Below are 25,536 nucleotides of genomic sequence, written 5' to 3' on the forward strand. Positions count from 1 at the left end.
AAAAAAATCGTCAGTGTTAGGTGCGGATTGCAGCGGAAAGGGAGAGTCTGGATGAAAATTGGCGCGCCAAGAGAGTTAATCGACGGGGAGAACAGGGTCGCCATCACGCCTGATTCCGTTAAGACATTGCAAAAACTCGGCTATGACGTCGCGGTGGAAGCGGGTGCCGGTGAGCGCGCGCGATTCTCCGATGACAAATATCGCGAGGCCGGTGCGGAGGTTCTGGACACCGACGCGCTTTGGCAGAACAGCGATATTATTGCCAAGGTGCGCGCGCCCGAGGAGAGCGAGATTGGTCGCCTGAGCGACAAGCACACGCTGATTTCCTTTATCTGGCCCGCCCAGAATGAAGAGTTGCTGGCCAAGCTGAACGACACCGGCGCGACGACGCTGGCGATGGATATGGTGCCGCGGATCTCCCGCGCGCAGAAGATGGACGCGCTGTCCTCCATGGCCAATATCGCGGGCTACCGGGCCGTGATCGAGGCGGGCAACCAGTTTGGCCGGTTCTTCACCGGGCAGGTCACGGCGGCGGGCAAGGTGCCCCCGGCGAAGGTTCTCGTGGTCGGTGCGGGCGTCGCGGGTCTTGCGGCCATCGGTACCGCGACCAGCCTCGGCGCGCAGGTGTTCGCCTTCGATGTGCGCCCGGAAGTGGCCGAGCAGATTGAATCCATGGGCGCGGAATTCGTCTATCTCGATTTCGAGGAAGCGCAGACGGATGGCGCGGAGACCGGCGGCTATGCGGCCCCCTCCTCGCCCGAGTTCCGCGAAAAGCAGCTTGAGAAATTCCGCGAGTTGGCGCCGGAAATGGACATCGTGATCACCACGGCGCTCATTCCGGGCCGTCCGGCACCGGAGCTGTGGACCGAGGATATGGTTCACGCGATGAAGCCCGGCTCCGTGATCGTGGACCTTGCGGCCGAGCGTGGCGGCAACTGCACGCTGACCAAGGAAGGCGAGATCGTCGAGACGGAAAACGGCGTCAAAATCGTCGGTTACAGCGATTTCCCGAGCCAGATGGCGACGCAGTCCTCCAACCTTTACGCCAGCAATATCCGCCATGTGATGGATGACCTGACGCCGGAAAATGACGGCAACCCGGTCATCGACATGGAGGATGACGTGATCCGCGGCATGACTGTGGCCCATGGCGGCGAGATTACCTTCCCGCCGCCCCCGCCGAAAACCAAGGCAATCGCGGCGCAGAAACCGAAGGAGAAGCCGAAAGAGCTGACCCCGGAAGAGCGCCGCGCGCAGGAAGTCGCGGCCTTCCAGAAAGAGACGAAAACGCAAATCGGCCTGCTCGCCGTCGGCGCGGTGCTGATCCTCGCGGTCGGCCTCGTGGCCCCGGCCAGCTTCATGCAGCACTTCATCGTCTTCGTGCTGTCGGTCTTTGTCGGCTTCCAGGTGATCTGGAATGTCAGCCACTCGCTGCACACCCCGCTGATGGCCGTGACCAACGCCATCTCGTCGATCATCATCCTCGGCGCGCTGATGCAGATCGGCTCCGGCTCGTTCCTCGTGATCGTGCTGGCGGTGTTGTCGGTCTTTATGGCCGGGATCAACATCTTCGGCGGTTTCCTTGTCACCCGGCGGATGCTCGCCATGTTCCAGAAATCGTAAGGCGGAGGAGAGATCATGGATTTCGGTTTTACGACAGCGGCTTACGTCGTCGCGGCAGTTCTCTTCATCCTCTCGCTTGGCGGTCTTTCGGGGCAGGAAAGCGCGAAACGGGCGGTCTGGTATGGCATCGTCGGCATGGCGCTGGCGGTTGTGGCCACCCTCATGGGGCCGGGCTCCGGCCTTTGGGTCGTCTCTCTGATCCTCATCGCCGGCGGCGGTGTGATCGGCTACAAACTCGCCACCAGCGTCGAGATGACGCAAATGCCCGAGCTTGTCGCCGGGATGCACGCCCTTGTCGGCCTTGCCGCCGTCTTTGTGGGCTTTAACGCGCATTTCATGATCGGCCATGTGGCGGAGGCGGTGGCCTCGGGTGCGACGGCGGATCTCGGAACCTTCGGCCAGCTCATCGCCAAGAAAGAGCCGGTGGAGATCAGCATCTTGCAAGTGGAGCTGTTCCTCGGCGTCTTCATCGGGGCGATCACCTTCACCGGCTCGGTCATTGCGTACGGCAAGCTCTCCGGCAAGGTGGACTCGGCGGCCAAGAAACTTCCGGGCGGGCATATCCTGAACGCAGCGGCGGCGGCGATCTCGCTCCTCTGCCTCATCTGGTATATGAACTCCGGCGGCTTCTTCCCGCTCCTGCTGATGACGCTCGCGGCGCTCTTTATCGGCTATCACCTCATCATGGGGATTGGCGGCGCGGACATGCCCGTGGTCGTCTCGATGCTCAACTCCTATTCGGGTTGGGCCGCGGCGGCGATCGGCTTCTCGCTCGGCAATGATCTTCTGATCGTCGTCGGTGCGCTGGTCGGCTCCTCGGGTGCGATCCTCTCCTACATCATGTGTAAGGCGATGAACCGCAGCTTCGTTTCGGTGATCCTCGGCGGCTTTGGCGGCGCGTCCGGCCCGGCGGCGGAGATCGAGGGCGAAATGGTCCCGACCGACAGCGACCGTGTGGCCGATCTGCTCAACGAAGCCGATGAGGTCATCATCGTGCCCGGCTACGGCATGGCGGTGGCGCAGGCGCAGAACTCGGTGTCCGAGCTCACCAAGAAACTGCGCGATCAGGGCAAGAATGTGCGCTTCGCCATTCACCCGGTTGCGGGGCGTCTGCCCGGCCATATGAACGTGCTTCTGGCCGAGGCGAAGGTGCCTTACGACATCGTGCTGGAGATGGACGAGATCAATGACGATTTCAAAAGCACCGATGTGGTGATCGTCATCGGCTCGAATGACATTGTGAACCCTGCCGCGCAGGAAGATCCGAACTCCCCGATTGCCGGGATGCCGGTTCTCAAAGTGTGGGAGGCCAAGAATGTCATCGTCTCCAAACGCGGTCAGGGCACCGGCTATTCGGGGATCGAGAACCCGCTCTTTTACAAAGAGAACACCCGGATGCTTTACGGCGATGCAAAGGCGAGTGTCGATGCGCTTCTCCAGAAACTTTAAGCAAAAGGGGCTCCGCTTTTGCGGGGCCGCCCTCCTCCTCGCGCTCGCGGCGTGCGAGCCCGAGGAAGGACCGCCGCCGCCCTCCGGGCCAGAGATCTCGCCCCCCGAGAGCTTTGTCATGCCGGAAACCGAAAGCGCTTGCGTGGATGCGGGCGGCACATGGGGCCGGTTCGGCATGGCCCCGGTCGAGCAATGCCTGATGCCGACACCTGATGCCGGTCAGGTCTGCGACAGCTCCGCCGATTGCGTCTCCGCCTGCGAAGCCAATGAGGATCGCACCGGCGGCACCTGCGCCGATGTCACTCCCCGTTTCGGCTGTTTCGCCTTGTGGGAGAACGGCAACGCGCCCACGCTCTGCGTAGATTGATCGGAGGGCGGAAGGTTATCGGCTTTAGCGCGTTGATTGATTTGCTAGGTGAAAACGCATTGATCGACGCGCTAGGCCAAGATTAATGCGTTCGCCAAAATGCGCTGATTGACGCGCTAGGACAGAAGGCACTGATTGACGTCCTGGGCTGATCTTTCAAGACAAAGCAAAACCCCCGCCGAGTGAACCGGCGGGGGTTTTCATTTGCGCCAGATCGAAAGGCTTCGGCCTACTGCCCCATCTGCTCCTTGAGCGCCTCAACCGCCTGCCGCGCCGCTTCCGCAGCCTGCTGCGCCGCCTCCGCCGCCGCTTCCGCAGCCTCAATGGCCCGCTCAGCGGTCTCCGCCGTCACCTGCTCGCCATCGCCGGTGTCGGCAGCACCCGAGTCGGCGCTTGCGTCACTCCCGCCATCTGCATCTGCGCCACTCGCATCAGATGTCGCATCCTCACCGCCCGCTTCGGCGTCTGCGGAACTCTCACTCGCTGCAGCAGCGCTTTCGCCCGTGCCTGCGTCCGCGTCAGACCCGGCAGCGTCACCCTCGCCAGCTTCACCCGAAGCCTGCGCGGTTTCGCCAGCAGCCGGTTCGCCGGAAGCTTCGCCCGAAGTGCTGGCTGCACTTGCATCGCCGGAAGTGTTATCCGAACCGCTGGCTGCATCCGCTTCTCCGGAAGCATCATCCGAACCACTGGTCGCGCCTGCTGCGTCTGAAGACTCACCCTCGTCGCTGGATGCGTCAGCGTTACCGCTCGCGGCACTTTCCGCGCCTGCATCTTGGCTGTCACCGCTGGCCGCATCGGCGTTGTCGCTAGACCCGCCATCCTCACTTGCCCCTTCGCTCTCGCTAGCGGCCGCGGCCGTCTCGGCCTCACCGGAAGCAGAAGCGTCAGCGCTATCAGCTTGAGCTGCGTCGCCGCTTTCGCCGGACGCCGCCGTGCTGTTACCAGCGGACTCTGCAGACTCACCATCCGCACCTTCCGAAGTTTCAGCCGCATCGCCCTCGGCGGCAGCTTCCGCATCGCCGCTATCGCTCTCGCTGGAAGCCGCGTCACCGCTCGCATCCTCGGTCGGCGCGGTGTCGCCGCTAGCAGCCGTATCGTCAGATGCAGCCGTTTCGCCTCCTTCGGAGGCGTCGGCACCTTCTGCCGCGTCAGCATCGCTCGCCGCCGCGTCGGAACTGCCGCCGCTCTCCGCAGACTCCTCGCCCTCTGCTGAAGCCTCCGCGTTATCGCTTGCAGCAGCGTCGCCTTCTGTTTCAGACGCATCGCCACCATCCGCCGCAGCGTCGTCAGTTGCGTCCGCGCTTTCTTCGCTAGCGCTAAATTGCGCCGCTTCACCAGATCCCGCCGCTTCGGCGCTCTCCTCGGCGGTCATGTCGCCTTCCGCAGCACCATCCTCGGCAGCGGCGTCACCTTCAGCAGTGGCTTCATTACCCTCAGCACTTGCAGCATCCGCACCAGCCTCTTCCGCAGCCGCATCACCGGCTTCGGCATCTGCATTTGCGTCACCCTCAGCAGCAGCATCGGGTTCGCCTTCTGCTGTATCCGCGCTTTCCTCAGCCTCACCCTCCGCGGCAGCGTCTGCGTCAGCGTCAGCCGCGTCAGCTTCACCTTCCGCGTCAGCCTCACTGTCCGCAGCTTCGCCCTCCGTCGCAGCTTCACCTTCCGCTGCCGCCGCCTCCTCCGCGGGCGCTTCGCTCGCGGCAGGCGCACTCGTTGTCTGCGCATGATCCTCGTCTCCGCCACTGAGCAAGCTCGCCCCTGCAACGATGGCTAGGACACTTCCCGCCGAGACTGCGATGGCGCCGGGTCGAATTAATTTCATAGCTATTGCCCTCCTGAGACGGTGCGTTAAGTTTCTTGCGTGAGCCTAACCCTATCACGACAATGGGAAAACCGAAGCCGATATGTCACCGCGCAATCACGTTATCTTGATTGACGGCACGATGAGCCGCCTCGATGAGGGTCGCGAAACCAATATCGGCTTGCTTTACAAACTGTTGCAAGGCGCGGGTTTCGCGCGCGAGCAGACGCTGTTTTACCATCCGGGCATTCAGGGCGGCGGGATTCGCAAGCTGATCGACGTGCTTGCCGGGGTCGGGATCAACGGCGCGATCCGGGCGGCTTACGGGGCGCTGGCGATGCGCTACCGGCCCGGAGATCGCATCTATTTGTTCGGGTATAGCCGCGGCGCTTATGCGGTGCGCTCGCTCGCCGGGATGATCGGAGAGGTGGGGCTGCTGAAGCCGCGTTTTGCCACTGCCCGTCATGTCAGCGCCGCCTATCGCCATTACGAGCAAGGCACGCCCGCGCCGCGCCGGTTGCGGTTTACCCGCGCCTATTGCCACCTCAATGTGCCGGTGACCTTTATCGGGGTCTGGGACACGGTGAAGGCGCTTGGCCTGCCCTATCCGATCCTGTCGCGCGTCGCACCGATGGCGACGGAATTTCACAATCACCGGCTGGGGCATCACATCACCCATGCCCGTCAGGCGCTGGCGCTCGACGAGACCCGCCGCGCCTATAAGCCGGTGCTGTGGCGGCCTGACGGGAGTTGGCCCGGACGGCTGGAGCAGCGTTGGTTTCCGGGCGCGCATTCGGATGTGGGCGGACATTTTCCAAGCTTTGGCCGGGCGCGGCCCCTTGGGAATGTCTCGCTCAACTGGATGCTGGAGGAAGCGCAGGCCGCCGAGATGATCCTGCCCGAAGGCTGGCGCGACCGCTTCCCGGCGGACCCGACCGCGCCGATGCGCGGCGACCGGCGCGGCAATGCGATGCTGTTTCTCATTCGGGTGCCGCGCGAGGTGGGGCGGTTTCCGAGTGAGACGATTGACCCCTCGGTCGCCACGCGCCTCGCGGCGTTGCCGAAATACGAGCCGAAAGCGGATATGTCTGCGCTGGAAAACGGGTGGCGGAGCGGCGAAAGCGCGCTGGCCTAATCAGTCGCTGAGCTTACGGGCTGTCATGGCGCGGGCGATCTCGCGGCGCACCATCTTGCGGACATTCTGGCTGATGCGGTCACCCAGTTCCGCCTGAAGCTCGTCGCGGACGATCTCGCGCACCAGCTCCCGCATCATTTCAGGATCGACCGAGGCGGCGAGCGCCATGTCCCGGCGTGGCGGCGCAACCTGCATGTCTTCGGTCAAAACGAGTGTGTCGGACATGAAGGACGGCCCCGGATCATTCGCCGCCGAGGCGCGCGCACGGGTTTCATCCGCCACCATACGGCGGATGGCCCCGAGCACGTCGTTAATTTCCTCGTCGTCCGAACTCATCAGAAGCGGTCCCGAAGTTTCTCCACAATGGTGCCGTCAAAGGTCGACAGCGGTGCGTTCTGCACCCGTCCATAATTGATGTTCGGATCGTAACGTTCAACCCGAAGACCGAGATGATCGGCGGTCATCAGCCCCATAGCGGTCAAAAGAGCGTAATGCGCGATCTCCTGATTGCGGCGCGAATTGGCGAGGCTGGTTTGCGCGTCGAGCAGATCCTGCTGGGAATCGAGCACATCGAGCGTTGTCCGGGCGCCAAGCGCGGCCTCTTCGGAAACCGAGTCGAAGGCTTCCTGCGCGGCGGTCACCTGCTGGCTGTTGGCGGCAATGGCGGCGCGGGAGACGGTGAGCTGCGACCAGCTATCGGCGACGTTCTGGCGCACGGTCTGGGCGGCGGATTGCAGCTCCGAGCGGCGCGCATCGAGCGCGGCCTGTGCCTGGCGGCGCAAACTGTCGATCTGACCGCCCTGATAGAGCGGCACGGTTCCGGTGACGGAGACGCTGCCGACCTGATCCGACGAGCGCTCACCCGTGGCCGCGCTTTCGCTGTCCTCATAGCCGACCGAGGCGTTCACATCGACCGAGGGACGCCCGCCCCGTTCGGCACGGCGCAGATCCCATTGCGACGAGCGCTCGGCATAGCGCGCGGCGACGATGCTGGGGTGGCGCTGCATGGCGATCTGTTGCGCCGCTTCCAGCGAAGCGGGCATTTCCGGGGTCGGCGGGGCTGCGGCGAGATCGCCCGGACGGGTGCCGGTTGCCAGAATATAGGCGTTGATCGCGGTTTGCAGCGTGCCGCCCTGCGCGGCGACATTCGACTCCGCTTCGGCAAGGCTGGCCTGCGCGAGACTCACATCGGAGCGGGTAATCTCGCCGACCGAGAACCGGTCCTGCGCGGCCTGAAGCTGCTGCGAAAGGACGCCGCGGCTGTTTTCGGCAAGCGCCACGAGGGACTGCGCGCGCAGCACTTCGAAATAGGCTTGCGCCGCGCCCAGAAGCACCGATTGCTCCACCTGCACAAGCGACGCGCGCTGCGAGAGGACCAGCTCCTTAGCCGCCTCAATCGCCGCCTCAGTCCGGCCCGAATCGAAGAGATTGAGCGAGGCGTTGAGCGAGACCGAATAGCTGTCGGTCAGATGCACGGGCGCATTGTCGCTTGCCGCGAGCGCAGCCCGGCCTTGTGCCGAGACCTGCGGGCGCTTGGCCGCACGGGCCTGCGCGACATTCTCGTCTACCGAGCGCAGTTCGGCCCGGGCCGTCTTGAGATCATTGGAGTTGCGATAGGCCGCGACGAGCGCGTCACCCAGCGTTTCTGCCTGCACGGGCGCGGCAATCACGATCGCCGCCGCGACGGTCAGAGAACGGAAAACAGTCATATTGAAACCACCTCAGAGTGAAAATGCGTCTTCGGCAATGAAGCCGGGAAGAACCGGGGAGGTTGCGTCGAAAACCGCCCGCCATGATATGCTACTGTCAGACTTGTAACCCACGCGGAATTGGCCGACAGCCCCCTCCATCACGAAAGCGCCGATCCGCCCGCCATCCTTCAGCTGATCGGTCAGCGCGACGGGCACTTCCTCCACGCCGCCCTCGATCAGAATGACATCATAGGGCGCGTGATCGGGATCGCCTGCCGTCAGCGGACCATTGGTAATGGCCACATTGTCCACCTGCTGCGCGGCCAGCGTTTCCGCCGCATTCCCGGCGAGATCCTCGTTTTCTTCCACCGAGATCACGGCCTCCGCCAGACGCCCCAGAACCGCGGCGCCATAGCCAAGCCCGGTGCCGATATGCAGCACCAACTCCTCGGGCGTGATTTCCATCGCATCGAGCATCTTGCCGAACTCGCGCGGGCTGAGCATCACGCGGCCATTTCCGAGCGGCAATTCCTGCCCTGCATAGGCTACGGGGCGCTGCGAGACCGGCACGAATTCTTCCCGCGGGACATTGAGCATGGCGTCGATAATCGGATAGCGCGTCACATCCGAGGGCCGGATCTGGCAATCAACCATGGCATGTCTGGCGGCGGCGAAATCGGTCATTGCGGGCCTCTGTGATAGATCTATTTCGTTTTGGCACATTGCACGGGGCGGGGCAACGGTATCAGCCAATCCTTGTTCAAGAATGACCAAACACTGCCGATCGCGCCGCGTCATGTCGCGCGGGCTCGAAAATCACTCTTGCGGCGCTCTGCCGTTCCGCCTAGAAACCGCCATGGATGGCGACGTGGCGGAGTGGTGACGCAGCGGATTGCAAATCCGTGTACACCGGTTCGATTCCGGTCGTCGCCTCCAGATTTTCCCACCCTGTTTGAGACAGATCCGCCGCCCGAAACGCAAAATGGGCGCGCTCTTGGCACGCCCATCCGTCTCTTTTCGATCAGCCGCGATTACGCCGCGCGGCGGCGACGGCGCGGGCGGCGCGGTTTGCCCGAGGGCGCGCCCTGTTTTTGCTGTTTGGGCTGTGGCGCTTTGCCGCGCTGCGGACGCGCCGGTTTCGCCTTGCCGCGCCCCCGGCCCTGCGGGCGCTCCAGCTTCGGGCGCGATCCGCTGGCGACCGGCACTTCGATCTTCATCAGCTTCTCAACCTGCTGCAAAAGCTCGGCTTCTTCCGGTGCGCAAAAGGCAATTGCCTCGCCTTCCCGCCCGGCCCGCGCCGTCCGCCCGATCCGGTGCACATAGATATCCGGCACTTCGGGCAGCTCGTAATTGATGACATAGGAGACGCCCGGAATGTCGATCCCGCGCGCGGCCACATCGGTCGCCACCAGCGTCGTGACGGAACCTGCGCGGAACGCGTTGATCGCCCGATCCCGCTGGCCCTGGCTCTTGTTGCCATGGATCGAGGCGGCGTTATAACCATCGGCGACGAGCCCCTTCATCAGCTTCTCCGCGCCATGCTTGGTGCGCGCGAAAACCAGCGTCAGCGCCTTTTCATCGCGGGACAGGATCTCGCGCAGCTTGGCGGGCTTGTCGCCCTTCTCCAGAAAATGCACCGACTGCGTGATCTTGTCCGCGGCCTTGCCCGGAGGCGAGACCTGCACGCGCTGCGGATCATTCAGAAACGCCTTGCTGAGTTCTTCCATCGGTTTCGACATGGTGGCCGAAAACAGGAAGGTCTGGCGCGGCGTGCCGAGTTTCGGCGCGATTTTCCGCAGCGAGTGGATGAAGCCCATATCGAGCATCTGATCCGCCTCATCGAGAATAAGCTGACGCGTCTGGCTCAGATCCACGGCGCGGCGGTCCATCAGATCAAGCAACCGGCCCGGCGTCGCGACGAGAATATCCGTCCCGCGTGCCAGCACGTTGATCTGCTTCTGGATGGACTGTCCGCCCACCACGGTCGCCACATGGATCTTGGACCCCGCCACAAGCGGCCGCAGGTTCTGCGCGATCTGGTTCACCAGCTCACGGGTCGGCGCGAGGATCAGCGCTTTCGCGGTCTTGTTGTCGGGACGGCCCGGCTGCGCCATCAGCGTGTTGATGAGCGGCAGACCAAAGGCCAGCGTCTTGCCGGTCCCGGTTTGGGCGAGACCCATAATGTCATGCCCTTCCAGCGCCAGCGGGATCGCTTTGGCCTGAATCGGAGTGGGCTCTTTGAAACCGCCACGTTTGAGGGCGGCATGAAGCTTCGGCGCAAGGCCGAGCGAGTCGAAGTCGAACACAATATATCCTTTAGGCCGCACCAAAACGGCGCACGCCATACATGGCCGCACTCAAGCGGCAAACGAGGGTCCATGCAGGCCTCGGGTTGCGCACGCGGATCGTGCGGCATCCGGCCGACATGTCAGGAACCCTGCGTGATGGGGAACTGAAAATTTGCTGTGCTGATTGCCTCAAAGGGGCATGGCCTGCTCACGCGGCGGCTCAGCGACGCGCCTTCTTGCGCGCTTTTGACGTGAAAGTCAACAGCGCAACACACGAACGCGCGCGGAAAAGAAAGCACAGGTCGCGCACATATCATTATGCAAAGAAATCATCTCAAATGCGTTCGCTTTAACGCTCGATTAAGCATCTTCGCTGTTTTTAGACCTCGTAAACCACGTTTCGAGGTCACGCGATGTCCCGCTCTCTGGCTGCTCTTTTTCGCACAAAGCTCCGCGCCGTTCTGGTGCGCGCGCAGGTCTTCACCCTCCGCCGCGTCTGGCACATGCAGATCGGGACCGGGGTGCGGATTTCGCTGAAAGCCCGGCTCGACCGGACGAACCCGCAAGGCGTCGTCATCGGCGACTGGACCGGGATCGGCGCGGGCGCGGTCGTCCTCACCCATGATTTCATAGGCGACCGTCATGTCACCACCCGCATTGGCCGCAACTGCCATATCGGCATGAACGCGATCATTCTGCCGGGGGTCACCGTCGGCGATGAATGCATCGTCGCACCCGGCGCCATCGTCATGCGCGACGTGCCGCCCCATTCGCTCGTGATGTGCAATCCCGCGCGGGTCATGGAAAGCGGCCTCTCCCTTGGCCGGTGGGGGCAACGCCTGCCCGCGCCCGCAGATCATTCCACAGAAGAAACTCAAGAGGTACATCACCATGTCGAACAGCAAGATCGCCCTGCTGCATAGAATTGTCAGCGAAGAGCTTGGGATCAGCCCGGCGGCGCTGACCCCCGAGACGGGCTATCAGACCATCCCGGAATGGGACTCGGTCGCGCATATGCATCTCATCATGGCCATTGAGGACACGTTCGGCATGACCTTCACCGATATCGAAATCGGCAGCCTGACCACCCTCGCCCGGATCGAGACCGCCATTTCGACCGCCATGGTCGCCGCCTGATATGGGACTGGCGCTGAAAAAACCGGACACGGCGCTGCGTCTGGCGACCCGCGAGGATGCGGAAGCGCTGACCGCGTTGCGGCAGGCCTATTACGCCAGCCAGCGGGAGGCGGGGCTGCTCGATCTGCCGCTCGACCCGACACAGATGGTCGCCCAAACCACGCCGCGCCTTCTCGACAATCCGCGCATGGTGGTGCAACTCGCCGAGGACGAGACCGGCGCGATCATCGGCTATGCTTATGGTCAGATCCGCATCGTGCCGGGCCAGATCAAACCCAATGTCGGCTCCATCGAGGAGTTTTATGTCAGCCCCGATGCACGCGGCGGCGGGCAGGCGGAAAAGCTCTTCGACGCGGTGCGGGCCGAGCTCGACCGGCGCGGCGCGCAGCGGTTGCAGTTGCGCGTGCTGGCCAATAACGACACCGCGCGGCGCTTCTGGTCCCGCATCGGCTTCCGCGAGAATGTCACGATTTTCGAGTTTGAACCGGGCGCCGGGCAAGCCACCTTCGAGATGCCCATGCAGCGTGAGGCCGAGACCGATGACGCTCTCTGAGCGCCTGCGCCGGGTCGCGGCCGCCCAGCCGGACGCCCCCGCCCTCACCGTCGCGGGCGAGACGCTTACCTATGCCGCGCTCTTTGCCCGCGCCGAGACGCTGGCCGCCGATCTTGCCACGCTCCCCGAGGGAAGCACCGTCGCCATTCTCGGCCAGCGCGATCTGAGCGCCTATCTCGGCGTTCTGGCTTGCGCCCTCGCGGGCCGTGCCTTCGTGCCGGTCAATCCCGGCTTTCCCGAAGACCGCCAGCAAATGATCCTCGACGGGGCCGAAGCCGCCGCGATGATCGTCAGCCCCGATCAGGCGCTCCGCGCGGCGCAACTGGCCGGCCCGTCGCGGCTCTATCTCGGCGAGGATTTTTCGGCGACCGGCGCCCTGCCCACTACCGCGCCGCAGGGTCCTAGGGCCTGCTACATGATGTTCACCTCCGGCACGACCGGACGGCCCAAGGGCGTGCGGGTCACGGAAAGCAACCTGCTCGCCTATCTCGACGCCATCGCCCCCATTGCCGCCATCGGCCCGGGCGACCGCACCTCGCAGTTTTTCGACCTCTCCTTCGATCTCGCCATCCACGACCTTTTCGTCACATGGACCGCAGGCGCGGAGCTTATCGTGCTGCCGAAAACCGAAAGCCTCGCCATTGGCGATTTCGCCCGCCGGGAGAAGCTGACGCATTGGTTCTCCGTCCCCTCCCTCGCCGCTTTCGCAAGCCGGATGGGGCAGATCGCGCCCGGCTCCCTTCCGGACCTCAAAACCGTCCTCTTTTGCGGCGAGCCCCTGCCCGTCTCGCTGGCCGAGACCATGCAAGCCGCCGCACCGCAGGCCCGCCACTGGAACCTCTACGGCCCAACCGAGGCGACCATCGCCTTCACCGCCTATGAGATCCGCAAAGACCGACCGCTCACCGGGTTCCAGACCGTCCCGCTCGGCAAAGCCATCGGCGGGCAACACCTGCACCTCATCCGCCAAACCGCGCCCCATGGGCTCAGCGAGTTGCTGCTCGGCGGCGATCAGGTCACGCCGGGCTATCTCGATCCGGAGGCGACCGAAAAAGCCTTCACCGAAGCCTTCGGGATGCGCTGGTATCGCACCGGGGATCTGGTTCGGCGCGATCCCGAGCACGGGCTGATCTTCGAGGGCCGCAAGGACGATCAGGTGAAAATCAACGGCTATCGGGTGGAACTGGCGGAGATCGACGCGGTGCTGCGCGCGGTCGCCGACACCCCGCAAGTCGCCGCGCTTCCGGCCCCCACCCCCGACGGCGCGGGCCGCGAGATCATCGCCTATGTCGCGGGCAGCACGGTCAGCGCCGCCGAGATTCGCCGCGCCTGCCGCGCGAGCCTGCCCGTCTATATGGTCCCGCGCCGGGTGGTGCTGCTGGACGCCATGCCCGTCACCGCCAGCGGCAAGATCGACCGCCACGCGCTCCGGACGATGGAGCAGGCATGAAAGCGGCGCTGATGACGCTGGCTCTTATGGGCATGATCGGCGCGGCCTATCTCTACGGCGTCATCGGCCGCACGCCGACCCCGCCGGGCGCGATCATCACGCAAAGCGCGGGCGCGGCCATCCCGGCAACCCGGCCCGCCCATATCCTCATCCTCGGCACGAGCCTCACCAGCCGCGGCAACTGGACCGCGACGCTGGAGACCGAACTCAACCGCTGCCGCGCTACGGGTCTGCGCGTCGAGACGCTGGCGAAACCCGGCGCGTCGGTTCGCTGGGGGATCACGGCGCTGCGCGGGCGGCTCCGGCAAGGCACCCTGCCCGATCTCATCATCGCGGAGTTTTCGGGCAATGACGCCTCGCCCTGGAACGGGATGCCGCTCTTTCTCAGCCGGAGCCGCCATGAGCAACTGGTCCGGCAGGCGGAGATGGCGGGGATCCCCATGATGCTCGCGACCATGAGCCCCGCTTTCGGCCAGAACGCTTGGGAGCGCCCCGGTCAGAACCGGTACCACGCGCTTTACCGCGACATCGCGGCGCGGCGGGATATCGGGCTGATCGACACGGTGGAGAGCTGGCGCGCCCTTGCCCCTGCGGAGCGGCGGGCGCTGATGCCGGACGGGCTGCATCCGAGCCGCGCGGGCATGGCGAAAATCACCGTTCCGGCCTTCGCCGCCGCCCTCGCGCCGCTCCTTTGCGACCGCAAATATGCGCGCGGGCCGGACCCGCAGCCCTGACACCCCCCTAAGCCAGACATGAAAACGGCCGCGAAATCGGGGCCGCTTCCATCATCACATCTGAAAAAGGCTTACGCGGCGCGCGCACCCAAGACATCATCGACGCGCTTCTGCGCCTTGTCCTCGGCGACGCCATCCACGGCGGCCAGTTCACGGGTCAGGCGCTCCAGCGCGGCCTCGTAAAGCTGACGCTCGGAATAGCTCTGCTCGCGCTGATCGTCATTGCGGTGCAGATCGCGCACAACCTCGGCGATCGAGATGAGATCGCCCGAATTGATTTTCTGCTCATATTCCTGCGCACGGCGCGACCACATGGCGCGCTTCACACGGGCGCGGCCCTTGAGGGTCTCCAGCGCCTTCTCGACGATATCGGGGCTCGACAGTGACCGCATGCCAACGGAATTGGCCTTCGCGGTCGGGACGCGCAGGGTCATTTTGTCTTTCTCGAAATTGATGACGAAGAGTTCCATCTTCGTCCCGGCAATCTCCTGCTCCTCGATAGAGACAATCTTGCCAACCCCATGTGCGGGATAGACAATGTGATCATTGGGGCGGAATTCAGCGGTTTTTTTCTTAGTCATTACTGACATCCTTTCACTCGACAGCCGAACACAAGCAAACTGACCGCTCTCCCTAGGAGATCGGGCAACGTGCTTATATCTTTATTATTTCCGGGCGCTCGCGTTGTGCAGGGCGGGGAAGCGGCATCTGTCCATTGACGTAATATAACACAAAAAAGCCGTCTTGTGAAACATATCACAGAAGCCGGTAAAGCCATTATTTACAACGAGATAAATAAAATGCGAGGCGAATCACCCCGCATTGCAAAAAAACCGCTTTGGAAAGCCGTCCGGCCCGCGCGCGCTCAGTCGCCCTCGCCCGGCGCTTCGGAGAAATGCGTCTCCAGCTTGTTCTCGACCCCGTCCATCTCTTCCGCCTCGGGAAGCTGATCCTTCTTGGTGGTCAGGACCGGCCAGGCTTCGGAGTATTTGCGGTTGAATTCCACCCAGTTCTCCATATCCGGCTCGGTATCCGGACGGATCGCATCGGCGGGGCATTCCGGCTCGCAGACACCGCAATCGATGCACTCATCGGGATGGATGACCAGCATGTTCTCGCCCTCGTAGAAACAGTCCACCGGGCAGACTTCCACGCAGTCTGTATATTTGCAGGCGATGCAATTGTCGGTCACGACATAGGTCATAGGAATCTCCTTGGCGAGCGGCTCCGTATTTACGCCGGGCCGCGTGGCTCTGCAAGAGGGGGTGGCGGGGTCTCGTCGTGATAGAGGCTTTGCGCCTCTGTCGCCGATCCACGCCGTTCTGCAAAGCCGCATACGCGAATAACGCGGATACGGCCCGCTTGCGGAAATGTAAGAACCTGTCCCGCGCGCAGCGTGTATCCGGGTTTATGGGTCTTATTTCCATCGACCCGGAATTTGCCGCCCTCGATCAGGCTCTTGGCCAGGGCGCGGGTTTTAAAGAACCGCGCCACGTAGAGCCATTTATCCGCCCTCATTTATCCTTTTTGAGCGCCATCAGGGCCGCAAAGGGGTTGTCGGGGTCGATAGGCTTATCTTTCTTCGGCGGTGCGGCGCTGTGCTGGCGGGGGCCGCCCTTGCCCTGCGGTTTGCCGCCCTTGCCTCTGGGCTTGCCCTTGCCGCGCGGTTTGCCGCCGCGCTGGTCCGGCTTGCCGCCGCCGCGCTGCGGGCGCGGTGCCCGGCGGAAGGTGTAAAAGACTTCCATCTCCGGGGCTTCGGGCGCAGCGCCCTCCACCTCGTCCTGGGTCGCATTCGCCTGATCTTCGCGGCCCGGCTCGGGGATGATCGTCTCATCCACCGGCTGCACCGGCGCTTCCGGTTCTGCGGGCGCGGGTTCGGCCTGCGCCTCTTCGGGCAGCAGCCCCAGCTCTTCTGCGGCGCTCGGCCCGGCGGGCGCGTCTGGTGTCTCTGCGGGCGCGTCTGCCTGCTCTGCGGGCGGATCGCCTGCGGTCTGCGGCATCGCCACATCAGCGACCGGACGTATCTTCTCCCGCTCACCGCGCTCGGCCTCAAAGCCCATGCCCTGAAGCATTTCGGCGAACTGATCGAGGGTCAGGCCCGTGATCGACAGCATATCCGGCGTCGCCTCAAACCCGCCGCGCGCATCCACATCGCGGAGCATATCGGCCAGACGCTCGGCCATATCCACGCGGATCGCGCGCGGCCCGGCCAGACGATAGCCCGCCATCGGGTAGTAACTCTCCGGCGCACCATCGACCGCCGGAATGGTCACGAGACCCGGCGGCGGCGCGTCGGGCGCCTCCACATCATTGTTGAGCGCCCAGAGGGCCAGACGCAGCTGCGTCGGCGCGGGTTTCAGCAGCGCGTGCTGGAACACGGTATATTGCCCGAACCGCACCCCATGCTTGCGGAGCGTCGCACGGGCGTCCTGATCGAGCGATTTGATATCCTGCGCAGCAACATAGCGGGGCATCACGCCCATATGCTCGACGATCTGAAACGCCACACCGCGCGCCAGACCCGACAGGCTCTCATCATCACGAAGCGCAATCAGCGGCTCGAACTGCGCGGCGATCCGGCGGGTGATCCAATGGGTCAGACGGCGCCACACTTTCTCGCCCACATCGGCGGGCGCATCCTCATCGACCAGCGGCTTGACCGCGGGCGAGAGCGCATCCGCGCCCTTCTCCAGCCGCCCGACGAGCGCGCCGTTCCAGAGGAACCCGCCGCTTTCCGTCATTTCGATATCGGTATCGGAGGCATTGTAAAACCGATCCGCCAGCACGGAGAGCCGCGGCGCGAGCGCTTCGCGGGCCGCCGATTTGAGGGTTTTCGCTTCCTCGCCGGTGGCGCTGGCGTCAGGCTCGAACAGGAACCCTTTCAGCGTGCCCACCGTTTCGCCCTCAACAAGCACTTCGCCGGTCTCTTTCAATTCGGCCACAAGCCTCTCCTTATCTTTCAACCGCCGCATCAGCACCGAGGTGCGGCGATCGACAAATCTTTGCGTCAGCGCGGCGTGAAGCGCGTCGGACAGGCGGTCCTCCACGGCGCGTGTTTCTTCCTGAAAGGCCGGGCCATCCTCAACCCACCCGTTTCGTTGGGCAACATAGGTCCATGTGCGAATAAAGGACAAGCGTTTTGAGAGCGTATCAATGTCGCCCTGGGTCTTATCGATGCGATTTATCCGCGGGCGGAGCCAGTCGGCGGGGATCACGCCGCCATCTTCGTGCAAAAACTCGAAAAGCCGCTGAATCAGCGTGACATGCTCATTCATGGCCACATTGCGGAAATCCGGCACGCGGCAGACATCCCAGAGGAGCTTCACATCCGGCCCGCTGCGCACCCGGTCCCGGATCGCGGGGATTTGACCGAGCGCCTTGAGCGTCATCAGGTCGTCCGCCTCCCGCGCCTTCATCAGATCCGGCTCGGTCGGAGCCGCCTCCAGCGAGGCAATCAGCGCGTCGATGGAGCCGAACCGCAGATCCGGGTTGCGCCATTGCAGCTTCTTGATCGGCGCAAAACGGTGGTTCTCAATCGCCTCGGCCAGCCCCTCCTCCAGCGGCATCGCATCCGCCGTCACCCCGAAAGTGCCATTCTGCCGATACCGCCCGGCCCGGCCCGCGATTTGCGCCAGTTCATGCGGGAAGAGATCCCGGTGCCGCCGCCCGTCAAATTTTGCCGTGCCGGAAAAGGCCACATGGTCAATGTCGAGATTGAGGCCCATGCCGATCGCGTCCGTCGCGACCAGATAATCCACATCGCCATTCTGATAGAGATCGACCTGCGCGTTGCGGGTCCGCGGGCTGAGCGCGCCCATCACCACCGCCGCCCCGCCCTTCTGCCGCCGCAGCAGCTCGGCGATGGCGTAGACATCATCGACGGAGAACCCGACAATCGCCGAGCGTGGTTTCAGGCGGCTGATTTTCTTCTGGCCTGTATAGGTCAGTTCGGAAAAGCGCTCACGTGGGCGGAACTCGACATTGGGGATCAGCGAGAGTATCCGCCCCCGCATCATGTCCGACCCCATGAAGATCGTCTCCACCGTCCCGCGCGCATGAAGCAAACGGTCGGTGAACACATGCCCGCGCTCCGGATCCGCGCAAAGCTGGATCTCATCGACGGCGAGAAAATCCGCGCCGGTCCCCTCTGGCATCGCCTCGACGGTGCAAACCCAGTACGCCGCGCGCGGCGGCACGATCCGTTCCTCGCCCGTCACCAGCGCCACGACGGAGGGCCCCCGCAGCTTGACGATCCGGTCATAAACCTCGCGCGCCAAGAGCCGCAGCGGCAGGCCGATCACGCCCGTCCGATGCGCCAGCATCCGTTCAATCGCAAAATGGGTTTTGCCCGTATTGGTCGGGCCGAGAACGGCCAGAACGCGGGCGTTTTGAAGAGACATAATCGGGAAAATAAAGCCTTTGCGGTTGCCGCGCGATCCTAGCGCGCCCGCCCGCAATGTAAAGGCGCGACAGGATCCCTGCCGCGCCTCTTTGCGTCACATGCGAAGGGCAAAGCCCTAAGCGATGCTTATGCGGATTTCTTCTTGCGACGTGCCGCCGCGCCAAGCGCGCCAACACCGCCGAGAAGCAATGCGACCGAAGCCGGCACCGGCACAGGCGCAACCGAGAGCGAGCCTTTCAGGACCGCCGTGTTGTTGAAGCCTTCAGCCGTCAGGAAGCTGTCGAACACGCCGCCACCATACTCAAAACCGGAGATGGTGAAGAAGTATTCACGGTCGCCGACCATGATGCCCTGGGACTGACCCACATTCAGCGTCGCCGACACGTTGTCATCGCAAACAGTCTGGCTGTTCGGATACGGACAGTTGGCAAGCGCGCCGCTGTTCGGTGTCTCGTCGTGGTCGAAGTTGAACACGGAGGTCAGGTTGAACGCCGTCCCGTCGATGTCACCCACAACGTTCACTTCAAGGGTCGCCGTCGTGATGGACGTCCCAGCGGTGATCGCCTGGTTGTTATGCGTGAACTGGCCAAGATCGAACACTTCGTCGATCTCCACCGTCAGCGGCGTGCCTGCAGCGCCGAAGCTGTAGGAGCTGCGTGCGCCATTGCTGCCGCCCCACTGAATCGTGTCGGTGTTCAGGCCGGACAGATTGTTGGCCGGAGCCGCACCAGTCCACGTGCCGGAAATCGAGTTGATTGTCGTAGCTGCGAAAGCACTCGTGCTCACAAGAGTTGCCGCGATAAACGCGGCTTTGGAAATAAATGTCATTGTTCCCACCCAATTTGTTACAGTCTTACAAATCTCAGGCACCCACCTGAGATGAAAACCATGTATATGGCATTTTATTTAAAAATAATAGAGATCTTCTTCACATTATGGTGAATCGTAAGAATTCCTTCATCTTCAAACGAAACGTCACGAAACATGGTGTCCTGACGGCTTGCAGCATCCTTAAGGCTTCGTCAAGGTTGACCCGAACGTCATGTCAAAGGGAGAATCATGATGAGTGACATTTTGAACAAAGCCGTTGAGGTTCTGAACGCGAAGATGGCCGATGCCGATTTCGACGGCTCGGCGCTGTTCGACATTGAAGATGAGGGCAAGATCTATCTCGACGGCAATGGTGCCGAAGCGGCCGACAAGGACGCCGATTGCACCCTTTCCGCCGATGCGGAGACCTTCGAGCAGATCCTCGCGGGCGATCTCGACCCGACTTCGGCCTTCATGTCCGGCAAGCTGAAGATCGACGGTGACATGGGCACCGCGATGAAGCTGGCACAGGTCCTCTGAACCTTGGCGGAGGGCGCGCCCTTCCATAACGACATCGCCGGCGCGCCCGAGGGGGGCGCCGCGCAGTTTATCCACGCGTCCGACGGGGTGCGCCTGCGCATCGGCATCTGGACGTCCGACAGGCCCGCCCGCGGCACCGTGCTGCTCTTTCCGGGCCGCACCGAATATCTCGAAAAATACGGCTGGCTTCTCGGCTTTCTGACCGGCGAAGGGTTCGCGGTCGCCGCCATCGACTGGCGCGGTCAAGGGCTGTCGGACCGGCTCCTCGACAATCCCCGCGTCGGGCATGTCGGCGATTTCGACGATTACCAGAAAGACGTCGCCGCCCTGCTCGCCGCCCCCGAGGTCGCCGCCCTGCCCGGCCCGCGCTTTCTTTTCTCGCATTCCATGGGCGGCGCCATCGCCCTCGCAGCCCTGCAAAAAGGCACGGTTCCGGCAGCCACGCTCAAAGGCACCGTCTTTTCCGCGCCCATGTGGAACATCCATTTCGTCGGCCCCATGGCGATCATCGGCGCGCCCATGGCTGTCTGCATGAGCCGCTTCGGCCTCGCCGAGCGCTATGCACCGGGCTATGACGACCAGTTCCTGCCCTTCCGCTGGAGCGATGAAAGCAACCCGCTCAGTTCCGACCCGGCGGCGATGGAACTCCAGCGCAGCCAGATGACCAGCCATCCCGAGCTTGGCATTTCCGGCCCCAGCATCGGCTGGGTCGCCACAGCCCTCGCCGCCTGCGCCGAAATGCGCCGCGCGGCGATGCCAACCCTGCCGGGCCTCTGCCTTCTTGGTAGCGACGAGGCGGTCGTCTCGCCCACCCGGATCCGCGAACTCACCGGCAAAATGCCCCAGATGAAGCTGGTCGAGATCGACGGCGCGCGGCATGAAATCTGGATGGAGCGGCCGCCCATCAAAGAGGCCGCAGCCAAAGAAATGCGCGCTTTCCTCGATGCGCAGCTTCAAGAGCCAACCGCAACCGCCTGATCTTTGGCTTCTTTCGGAAACCTTCGCAGCGCGCCGGGTGCGCGGTCTCGCGTCTGCCCCTAACGCCGGACCCGGGGCTATCCCGCCAGCAGGTCCAGCGCCGCCGCGTGCAGATCGGGATCACCGGCGGCGATCACCTGCCCGCCCTGATGGGCCGGGCCGCCCTGCCAGTTGGTGACGATGCCGCCCGCCGCCGCGACCACCGCCATCGGGCCTTGAATATCGTAAGGCTTCAACCCCGCCTCGATCACGAGATCCACCTGCCCCATTGCGAGCAGCATATAAGCGTAGCAATCGAGACCGTAGCGCGTCAGTTGCGCCCGTTCGGCCACACGCCGGAACGCCGCGCCCTCGGCGTCGCTGCCAACCTCGGGGAAGGTCGTCAGGACCACCGCCTCGCGCAAGCCCCGCCCTTTGCGCACGGAAATCGCCCGCGTCGCCTCGCGGTGATGAAAAAGCGCGCCCTCCGGCCCGCCACTCCAACGCTCGCCCGTAAAGGGTTGATCGACAATGCCAATCTCCGGCGCATCGCCTTGACCTGCGCCGATGAGAACGCCCCAGCTCGGCGCTCCGCAGAGAAAGGCGCGCGTCCCGTCGATGGGATCCAGCACCCATTGCCAGCCGCTGCTGCCCGCGCTGGTGCCGAACTCTTCGCCAAGGATGCCATCGTCGGGCCTGAGCTCCGCCAGCACATCGCGCATGGCGGTTTCCGCCGCGCGGTCGGCCTCGGTCACCGGATCGAAGCCGCCTTTTTCTTTGTTCTCAACCGAAAAATCCGCGCGGAAAAAGGGCAGGATCGCGCGGCCAGCGGCATCCGCCAGCCGGTGCGCGACCCTAAGCATCTCCTCGCTGGTCGTCACGAAGCCGCCTTCGCCGCCCGCTTGCGCTCATGCGGATCGAGGTGACGCTTGCGCAGGCGCACCACTTCGGGCGTCACCTCCACCAGCTCATCATTGTCGATATAGGCAATCGCTTCTTCGAGGCTCATCTTCACCGGCGGGGTCAGCACCACCGCGTCATCCTTGCCCGAGGCGCGGACGTTGGTCAGCTTCTTGCCCTTGAGCGGGTTCACTTCGAGGTCGTTGTCGCGGCTATGCTCGCCAATGATCATGCCCTGATAGACCGCCTCGCCCGAGCCGATGAACATCTTGCCGCGATCTTCGAGGTTGAAGAGCGCGTAAGCAACCGACTCGCCATTGTCCATCGAGATCAGAACGCCCTGACGGCGGCCCGGAATCGCACCCTTGAACGGCGCCCATTCGTGGAACACGCGGTTGAGAACCCCGGTGCCGCGCGTATCGGTCAGAAACTCGCCGTGATAGCCGATGAGACCGCGCGACGGGACATGCGCAACGATGCGCGTCTTGCCCGCGCCCGCCTGTTTCATCTCCGCCAGATCGCCGCGCCGCGCGCCGGTCAGCTTCTCAATCACCGAACCGGAATATTCGTCATCCACGTCGATGGTGACTTCCTCGATCGGCTCCAGACGCTGTCCATCTTCCTCGCGGATGATCACCTGCGGGCGGGAGATCGACAGCTCGAACCCTTCGCGGCGCATGTTCTCGATGAGCACACCCATCTGCAATTCACCCCGGCCTGAGACGACGAACGCCTCGCCGCCCGGCGTGTCCTCGACCTTGATCGCGACATTAGACTCGGCCTCTTTCATCAGCCGGTCCCGGATCACGCGCGACTGCACCTTGGAGCCATCGCGGCCCGCCAGCGGGCTGTCATTGATCCCAAAGGTCACGGAAATCGTCGGCGGATCAATCGGTTGCGCCGGGATCGCGTCGCTCACCGCAGGGGCGCAGATCGTGTCCGCCACGGTCGCCTTGGTCATCCCGGCGAGCGAGACGATATCCCCCGCCTGCCCTTCATCAATCGGCTGCTGCGAGAGACCGCGGAAGGCCATGACCTTGGACACGCGGAAATTCTCCACGAGATCGCCCTTACGCGACAGTGCTTTCACGGTATCGCCCGCCTTCACACGGCCCGACTCGATCCGGCCCGTCAGCATCCGCCCGATGAACGGATCGGAACTCAGGGTCACGGCAAGCATTCGGAACGGCTCGTTCTGCGCTTCGGCCTGTTTCGGCGCGGGCACATGTTTGACGACGAGATCAAAAAGCGCCGTCAGATCCTCGCGCGGCCCGTCCATGCTGTCATCGGCCCAACCCGAACGGCCGGACGCGTAAAGCATCGGGAAATCAAGCTGCTCGTCATTAGCATCGAGCGCGGCAAAGAGGTCGAACACCTCGTCATGGGCACGGTCCGGCTCGGCGTCCGGCTTGTCCACCTTGTTCAGCACGACGATGGGACGCAGGCCAAGCGCCAGCGCTTTCGAGGTCACAAATTTGGTCTGCGGCATCGGGCCTTCGGCGGCGTCCACCAGAAGCACCACCCCGTCCACCATCGAGAGGATCCGCTCCACCTCGCCGCCGAAATCGGCGTGGCCGGGCGTGTCCACGATATTGATCCGGGTGCCGTTCCATTCCACGGAGGTCGCTTTGGCGAGAATGGTAATCCCCCGCTCACGCTCCAGATCGTTGCTGTCCATCGCCCGCTCGGCGACTTGCTGGTTCTCGCGGAACGCGCCCGATTGCTTCAAAAGCGCATCAACAAGAGTGGTTTTGCCATGATCGACGTGTGCGATAATGGCGATATTTCGCAGTTCCATGAAAGGATCCTTAGGGAAGAAAACTCGGGTTTGCGCTCGCCATAGGGGGGACGCGGCCCAATAGCAAGGCTTTTGCGCCCGTGCCGCAGCGCTCCGCCGCCGAGGTAGGACCCAAAACTTGCAGCGAATCGGAAAACCCCTATCTCTTCTAGGAGCAAAGAGGAGGAGCGCGCATGACCAAAACCGCACTGATTACAGGCGCATCGAGCGGCATCGGGATGGCTCTGGCCCGCCATCACGCCGAGCGGCGCGGCGATCTCATTCTGGTCGCGCGCCGGGAGGACCGTCTGGAGGCGCTGAAAAAAGAGCTGATGGATGCGCATACCGTCGATGTCTACACCATCGCCATGGATCTGGCGGAACCGGGCGCGGCCGAAAAGCTTCTCGCGGAGGTCGAGGCGCGCGGCCTGACGGTCGATTACCTCATCAACAATGCCGGGTTCGGCGGCATCGCGGGCTTTACCGACAAGCCGCTGGAAGAGTGGCAGGGCATGATCGACCTGAACATCAGCTCCCTGACCGCCATGTGCCATACCTTCCTGCCCCACCTCGTCGCCAATGGCGGCGGCAAGGTGCTGAACGTCTCCTCCGTGGCGGGCTTCATGCCCGGCCCCTATCAGGCGGTTTATTTCGCCAGCAAAGCCTATGTGCAGAGCTTCAGTCAGTCCCTCGCGGGCGAGTTTGCTGACAAGGGCGTGACCGTTACCGCCCTTTGCCCCGGCCCGGTGAAAACCGAGTTTGGCGATGTGGCGGGCTATTCCAGCAAGGGTTTCATCAAACTGGCGCTCGATCCCGAAGAGGTCGCCCGGCAGGGCTATCTGGGGATGCTCGACGGCGATCTGGTGACATGGGACAGCCTGCGCTGGCGGCTCTACCAGACCTTTGTGCGCCCCTTCATGCCGCGCCGCATGGAGGTCGAAATGATCAAGCAAGACCACCTCAAGAGCCTCTGATGCGGGTTTTGGTGAGTGAAACACCGGGCGCGGCACCGGTTATGGAAACGCGCGCGGAGCCCGTGGCGCTGGACGGCGAAGCGATCATGGAGATGCGGGCCTGCGCCCTCAATTTCGCGGACACGTTGATGCTCAAGGGCAAATATCAGGAGAAGCCGCCCTACCCCCTCACTCCCGGCATGGAGGTTGCGGGGCTGGTGGAGGGGCGCCGCATGGCGGGATTTATCGGCTATGGCGGGCTGGCGGAGCGCGTCGCCGTGCGGCCCGACACCCTCACCGAGATCCCCGAAGCCCTTGATTTCGCAGAGGCCGCCAGCCTACCAATAGCCTACGGCACCGCGCATCTGGCGCTCGACCACCGCGCCGCGCTCAAACCCGGCGAGCGGCTGGTTGTCACCGGCGCGGGCGGCGGTGTTGGGCTGACGGGCGTGATGATGGGCAAACTGCTCGGCGCCGAAGTCATCGCGGTGGCCCGCGGCGCGGACAAGCTGGAGGCCGCGCGTCAGGCCGGGGCGGATCATCTGATCGAGTCGGATACCGATCTGCGCCAGGCGGTCAAGGATCTCGGCGGCGCGGATGTGGTTTACGACGCGGTCGGCGGGGAGATTTTCACCCAGCTTCTCCGCGCCACCAACCCCGAGGGCCGCATCATCCCCATCGGTTTTGCCTCCGGCGACGTCGCCCCGATCCCGGCCAATCACCTACTCGTCAAAAACATCACGGTGATCGGCCTCTACTGGGGCGGCTATCTGAAATTCGCTCCCGACGTGCTGCGGGACAGCCTCGCCAAAATCTACGCCTGGGCGGCGGAGGGCAAAATCACCCCGCAAATCGGCCACCGCCTGCCGCTGGACGACGCGGCGGAGGGCCTCGCCATGCTCACCGAACGCCGCGCGCTCGGCAAGGTTGTGATCACAAACGAGGCGTGACCGCGCTTGCTATCGAGCC

At 63.7% G+C, this 25,536-nt stretch carries 25 protein-coding genes and 1 tRNA gene; 14 read left to right on the plus strand and 12 right to left on the minus strand.

Annotation, left to right across the window (positions count from 1 at the left end):
• Positions 1–51 precede the first annotated feature (51 nt).
• The 3 genes from ACMA5I_RS09980 (at position 52) to ACMA5I_RS09990 (ending at position 3,439) form a co-directional block, all read left to right on the plus strand.
• Entirely contained in the window at positions 52–1,623 is a 1,572-nt protein-coding gene (locus ACMA5I_RS09980; protein WP_525886121.1) for a Re/Si-specific NAD(P)(+) transhydrogenase subunit alpha, read from the plus strand.
• Positions 1,624–1,638: 15 nt separating this feature from the next.
• The gene (locus ACMA5I_RS09985) at positions 1,639–3,072 is read left to right on the plus strand and encodes an NAD(P)(+) transhydrogenase (Re/Si-specific) subunit beta (protein WP_525886122.1); all 1,434 of its coding nucleotides are present in this window, start codon (positions 1,639–1,641) and stop codon (positions 3,070–3,072) included.
• Between the two features lie 118 nt (positions 3,073–3,190).
• Entirely contained in the window at positions 3,191–3,439 is a 249-nt protein-coding gene (locus tag ACMA5I_RS09990) for a hypothetical protein (RefSeq protein WP_525886123.1), read from the plus strand.
• A 229-nt stretch (positions 3,440–3,668) separates the two neighbouring features.
• Here the strand turns inward: ACMA5I_RS09990 and ACMA5I_RS09995 are convergent, their stop codons facing one another.
• The gene (locus ACMA5I_RS09995; protein ID WP_525886124.1) at positions 3,669–5,261 is read right to left on the minus strand and encodes a hypothetical protein; all 1,593 of its coding nucleotides are present in this window, start codon (positions 5,259–5,261) and stop codon (positions 3,669–3,671) included.
• A gap of 82 nt (positions 5,262–5,343) precedes the next feature.
• On the opposite strand from ACMA5I_RS09995, the gene ACMA5I_RS10000 reads away from it, so the two are divergent.
• Positions 5,344–6,375 carry a T6SS phospholipase effector Tle1-like catalytic domain-containing protein gene (locus ACMA5I_RS10000; RefSeq protein ID WP_525886125.1) on the plus strand — a complete coding sequence of 344 codons (1,032 nt, stop codon included), beginning with the start codon at positions 5,344–5,346 and terminating at the stop codon, positions 6,373–6,375.
• Here the strand turns inward: ACMA5I_RS10000 and ACMA5I_RS10005 are convergent, their stop codons facing one another.
• From ACMA5I_RS10005 to ACMA5I_RS10015, 3 genes are read right to left on the minus strand one after another with little or no spacing between them, the layout of a single operon-like run.
• The gene (locus ACMA5I_RS10005) at positions 6,376–6,711 is read right to left on the minus strand and encodes a hypothetical protein (RefSeq protein ID WP_525886126.1); all 336 of its coding nucleotides are present in this window, start codon (positions 6,709–6,711) and stop codon (positions 6,376–6,378) included. It lies immediately after the preceding gene.
• Complete coding sequence (locus ACMA5I_RS10010) at positions 6,711–8,084, minus strand: TolC family outer membrane protein (RefSeq protein WP_525886127.1); 1,374 nt, start codon at positions 8,082–8,084, stop codon at positions 6,711–6,713. The genes ACMA5I_RS10005 and ACMA5I_RS10010 overlap by 1 nt, the downstream gene beginning before the upstream one ends.
• A 12-nt stretch (positions 8,085–8,096) precedes the next feature.
• Positions 8,097–8,750 (minus strand): protein-L-isoaspartate O-methyltransferase family protein, encoded by a 654-nt coding sequence (locus tag ACMA5I_RS10015; protein ID WP_525886128.1) that lies wholly within the window; start codon positions 8,748–8,750, stop codon positions 8,097–8,099.
• A gap of 178 nt (positions 8,751–8,928) precedes the next feature.
• Between ACMA5I_RS10015 and ACMA5I_RS10020 the strand changes: the two genes are divergently transcribed.
• Positions 8,929–9,002 (plus strand) — tRNA-Cys (locus ACMA5I_RS10020).
• Positions 9,003–9,097: 95 nt separating this feature from the next.
• Here the strand turns inward: ACMA5I_RS10020 and ACMA5I_RS10025 are convergent.
• Positions 9,098–10,372, minus strand: coding sequence for a DEAD/DEAH box helicase (locus ACMA5I_RS10025; protein WP_525886129.1), 1,275 nt, complete (start codon positions 10,370–10,372; stop codon positions 9,098–9,100).
• A 395-nt stretch (positions 10,373–10,767) separates the two neighbouring features.
• Here ACMA5I_RS10025 and ACMA5I_RS10030 point away from each other — a divergent pair, with 395 nt between their 5' ends.
• Genes ACMA5I_RS10030 through ACMA5I_RS10050 form a run of 5 tightly spaced genes read left to right on the plus strand, consistent with a single transcriptional unit; the run spans position 10,768 to position 14,228 of the window.
• A complete protein-coding gene (locus ACMA5I_RS10030; protein ID WP_525886130.1) occupies positions 10,768–11,277 on the plus strand; it encodes an acyltransferase in 510 nt (169 codons plus the stop codon).
• Positions 11,246–11,491 carry an acyl carrier protein gene (locus ACMA5I_RS10035; protein WP_525886131.1) on the plus strand — a complete coding sequence of 82 codons (246 nt, stop codon included), beginning with the start codon at positions 11,246–11,248 and terminating at the stop codon, positions 11,489–11,491. Before ACMA5I_RS10030 ends, ACMA5I_RS10035 begins: the two co-directional genes overlap by 32 nt.
• Position 11,492: 1 nt before the next feature.
• Positions 11,493–12,044: a GNAT family N-acetyltransferase gene (locus ACMA5I_RS10040; protein ID WP_525886132.1), complete on the plus strand. Its 552-nt coding sequence runs from the start codon at positions 11,493–11,495 to the stop codon at positions 12,042–12,044.
• Entirely contained in the window at positions 12,031–13,494 is a 1,464-nt protein-coding gene (locus ACMA5I_RS10045; RefSeq protein WP_525886133.1) for an AMP-binding protein, read from the plus strand. The genes ACMA5I_RS10040 and ACMA5I_RS10045 overlap by 14 nt, the downstream gene beginning before the upstream one ends.
• Positions 13,491–14,228 carry an SGNH/GDSL hydrolase family protein gene (locus ACMA5I_RS10050; protein ID WP_525886134.1) on the plus strand — a complete coding sequence of 246 codons (738 nt, stop codon included), beginning with the start codon at positions 13,491–13,493 and terminating at the stop codon, positions 14,226–14,228. The genes ACMA5I_RS10045 and ACMA5I_RS10050 overlap by 4 nt, the downstream gene beginning before the upstream one ends.
• Before the next feature lie 71 nt (positions 14,229–14,299).
• Here ACMA5I_RS10050 and ACMA5I_RS10055 read toward each other — a convergent pair whose 3' ends face one another.
• The 5 genes from ACMA5I_RS10055 to ACMA5I_RS10075 form a co-directional block, all read right to left on the minus strand.
• Positions 14,300–14,809, minus strand: a complete 510-nt coding sequence (locus ACMA5I_RS10055) for a CarD family transcriptional regulator (protein WP_525886135.1) — start codon at positions 14,807–14,809, stop codon at positions 14,300–14,302.
• 284 nt (positions 14,810–15,093) lie between these two features.
• Positions 15,094–15,432 (minus strand): ferredoxin FdxA, encoded by a 339-nt coding sequence (gene fdxA, locus ACMA5I_RS10060; RefSeq protein WP_525886136.1) that lies wholly within the window; start codon positions 15,430–15,432, stop codon positions 15,094–15,096.
• 29 nt (positions 15,433–15,461) lie between these two features.
• Positions 15,462–15,746, minus strand: coding sequence for an RNA-binding S4 domain-containing protein (locus tag ACMA5I_RS10065; protein ID WP_525886137.1), 285 nt, complete (start codon positions 15,744–15,746; stop codon positions 15,462–15,464).
• Positions 15,743–18,628: a helicase-related protein gene (locus ACMA5I_RS10070; RefSeq protein WP_525886138.1), complete on the minus strand. Its 2,886-nt coding sequence runs from the start codon at positions 18,626–18,628 to the stop codon at positions 15,743–15,745. Before ACMA5I_RS10070 ends, ACMA5I_RS10065 begins: the two co-directional genes overlap by 4 nt.
• A 128-nt stretch (positions 18,629–18,756) precedes the next feature.
• Positions 18,757–19,458: a THxN family PEP-CTERM protein gene (locus tag ACMA5I_RS10075; RefSeq protein ID WP_525886139.1), complete on the minus strand. Its 702-nt coding sequence runs from the start codon at positions 19,456–19,458 to the stop codon at positions 18,757–18,759.
• Between the two features lie 234 nt (positions 19,459–19,692).
• Here ACMA5I_RS10075 and ACMA5I_RS10080 point away from each other — a divergent pair, with 234 nt between their 5' ends.
• Both ACMA5I_RS10080 and ACMA5I_RS10085 read left to right on the plus strand, forming a co-directional pair.
• Positions 19,693–19,980, plus strand: a complete 288-nt coding sequence (locus ACMA5I_RS10080; protein WP_525886140.1) for an SCP2 sterol-binding domain-containing protein — start codon at positions 19,693–19,695, stop codon at positions 19,978–19,980.
• Positions 19,981–19,983: 3 nt separating this feature from the next.
• The gene (locus ACMA5I_RS10085) at positions 19,984–20,958 is read left to right on the plus strand and encodes an alpha/beta hydrolase (protein WP_525886141.1); all 975 of its coding nucleotides are present in this window, start codon (positions 19,984–19,986) and stop codon (positions 20,956–20,958) included.
• Between the two features lie 77 nt (positions 20,959–21,035).
• Here ACMA5I_RS10085 and hisN read toward each other — a convergent pair whose 3' ends face one another.
• The gene (gene hisN, locus ACMA5I_RS10090; RefSeq protein WP_525886294.1) at positions 21,036–21,800 is read right to left on the minus strand and encodes a histidinol-phosphatase; all 765 of its coding nucleotides are present in this window, start codon (positions 21,798–21,800) and stop codon (positions 21,036–21,038) included.
• Positions 21,801–21,814: 14 nt separating this feature from the next.
• The gene (gene typA / locus ACMA5I_RS10095) at positions 21,815–23,635 is read right to left on the minus strand and encodes a translational GTPase TypA (RefSeq protein WP_525886142.1); all 1,821 of its coding nucleotides are present in this window, start codon (positions 23,633–23,635) and stop codon (positions 21,815–21,817) included.
• A gap of 173 nt (positions 23,636–23,808) precedes the next feature.
• Here typA and ACMA5I_RS10100 point away from each other — a divergent pair, with 173 nt between their 5' ends.
• The gene (locus ACMA5I_RS10100) at positions 23,809–24,588 is read left to right on the plus strand and encodes an SDR family NAD(P)-dependent oxidoreductase (RefSeq protein WP_525886143.1); all 780 of its coding nucleotides are present in this window, start codon (positions 23,809–23,811) and stop codon (positions 24,586–24,588) included.
• Between the two features lie 41 nt (positions 24,589–24,629).
• Positions 24,630–25,517 carry an NADPH:quinone oxidoreductase family protein gene (locus ACMA5I_RS10105; protein WP_525886144.1) on the plus strand — a complete coding sequence of 296 codons (888 nt, stop codon included), beginning with the start codon at positions 24,630–24,632 and terminating at the stop codon, positions 25,515–25,517.
• Positions 25,518–25,536 lie beyond the last annotated feature (19 nt).

Source organism: Jujubicoccus corallicola (genome assembly GCF_047345645.1).
GTDB lineage: Bacteria > Pseudomonadota > Alphaproteobacteria > Rhodobacterales > Rhodobacteraceae > JBLEFH01.

Excerpts from the sequence above, each read along its gene's own strand:
- ACMA5I_RS09980 (WP_525886121.1), top strand. The coding sequence starts at position 52 with ATGAAAATTGGCGCGCCAAGAGAGTTAATCGACGGGGAGAACAGGGTC.
- ACMA5I_RS09985 (WP_525886122.1), top strand. The coding sequence starts at position 1,639 with ATGGATTTCGGTTTTACGACAGCGGCTTACGTCGTCGCGGCAGTTCTC.
- ACMA5I_RS09990 (WP_525886123.1), top strand. The coding sequence starts at position 3,191 with ATGCCGGAAACCGAAAGCGCTTGCGTGGATGCGGGCGGCACATGGGGC.
- ACMA5I_RS09995 (WP_525886124.1), bottom strand. The coding sequence starts at position 5,261 with ATGAAATTAATTCGACCCGGCGCCATCGCAGTCTCGGCGGGAAGTGTC.
- ACMA5I_RS10000 (WP_525886125.1), top strand. The coding sequence starts at position 5,344 with ATGTCACCGCGCAATCACGTTATCTTGATTGACGGCACGATGAGCCGC.
- ACMA5I_RS10005 (WP_525886126.1), bottom strand. The coding sequence starts at position 6,711 with ATGAGTTCGGACGACGAGGAAATTAACGACGTGCTCGGGGCCATCCGC.
- ACMA5I_RS10010 (WP_525886127.1), bottom strand. The coding sequence starts at position 8,084 with ATGACTGTTTTCCGTTCTCTGACCGTCGCGGCGGCGATCGTGATTGCC.
- ACMA5I_RS10015 (WP_525886128.1), bottom strand. The coding sequence starts at position 8,750 with ATGACCGATTTCGCCGCCGCCAGACATGCCATGGTTGATTGCCAGATC.
- ACMA5I_RS10030 (WP_525886130.1), top strand. The coding sequence starts at position 10,768 with ATGTCCCGCTCTCTGGCTGCTCTTTTTCGCACAAAGCTCCGCGCCGTT.
- ACMA5I_RS10035 (WP_525886131.1), top strand. The coding sequence starts at position 11,246 with ATGTCGAACAGCAAGATCGCCCTGCTGCATAGAATTGTCAGCGAAGAG.
- ACMA5I_RS10040 (WP_525886132.1), top strand. The coding sequence starts at position 11,493 with ATGGGACTGGCGCTGAAAAAACCGGACACGGCGCTGCGTCTGGCGACC.
- ACMA5I_RS10045 (WP_525886133.1), top strand. The coding sequence starts at position 12,031 with ATGACGCTCTCTGAGCGCCTGCGCCGGGTCGCGGCCGCCCAGCCGGAC.
- ACMA5I_RS10050 (WP_525886134.1), top strand. The coding sequence starts at position 13,491 with ATGAAAGCGGCGCTGATGACGCTGGCTCTTATGGGCATGATCGGCGCG.
- ACMA5I_RS10055 (WP_525886135.1), bottom strand. The coding sequence starts at position 14,809 with ATGACTAAGAAAAAAACCGCTGAATTCCGCCCCAATGATCACATTGTC.
- fdxA (WP_525886136.1), bottom strand. The coding sequence starts at position 15,432 with ATGACCTATGTCGTGACCGACAATTGCATCGCCTGCAAATATACAGAC.
- ACMA5I_RS10065 (WP_525886137.1), bottom strand. The coding sequence starts at position 15,746 with ATGAGGGCGGATAAATGGCTCTACGTGGCGCGGTTCTTTAAAACCCGC.
- ACMA5I_RS10070 (WP_525886138.1), bottom strand. The coding sequence starts at position 18,628 with ATGTCTCTTCAAAACGCCCGCGTTCTGGCCGTTCTCGGCCCGACCAAT.
- ACMA5I_RS10075 (WP_525886139.1), bottom strand. The coding sequence starts at position 19,458 with ATGACATTTATTTCCAAAGCCGCGTTTATCGCGGCAACTCTTGTGAGC.
- ACMA5I_RS10080 (WP_525886140.1), top strand. The coding sequence starts at position 19,693 with ATGAGTGACATTTTGAACAAAGCCGTTGAGGTTCTGAACGCGAAGATG.
- hisN (WP_525886294.1), bottom strand. The coding sequence starts at position 21,800 with ATGCTTAGGGTCGCGCACCGGCTGGCGGATGCCGCTGGCCGCGCGATC.
- typA (WP_525886142.1), bottom strand. The coding sequence starts at position 23,635 with ATGGAACTGCGAAATATCGCCATTATCGCACACGTCGATCATGGCAAA.
- ACMA5I_RS10100 (WP_525886143.1), top strand. The coding sequence starts at position 23,809 with ATGACCAAAACCGCACTGATTACAGGCGCATCGAGCGGCATCGGGATG.
- ACMA5I_RS10105 (WP_525886144.1), top strand. The coding sequence starts at position 24,630 with ATGGAAACGCGCGCGGAGCCCGTGGCGCTGGACGGCGAAGCGATCATG.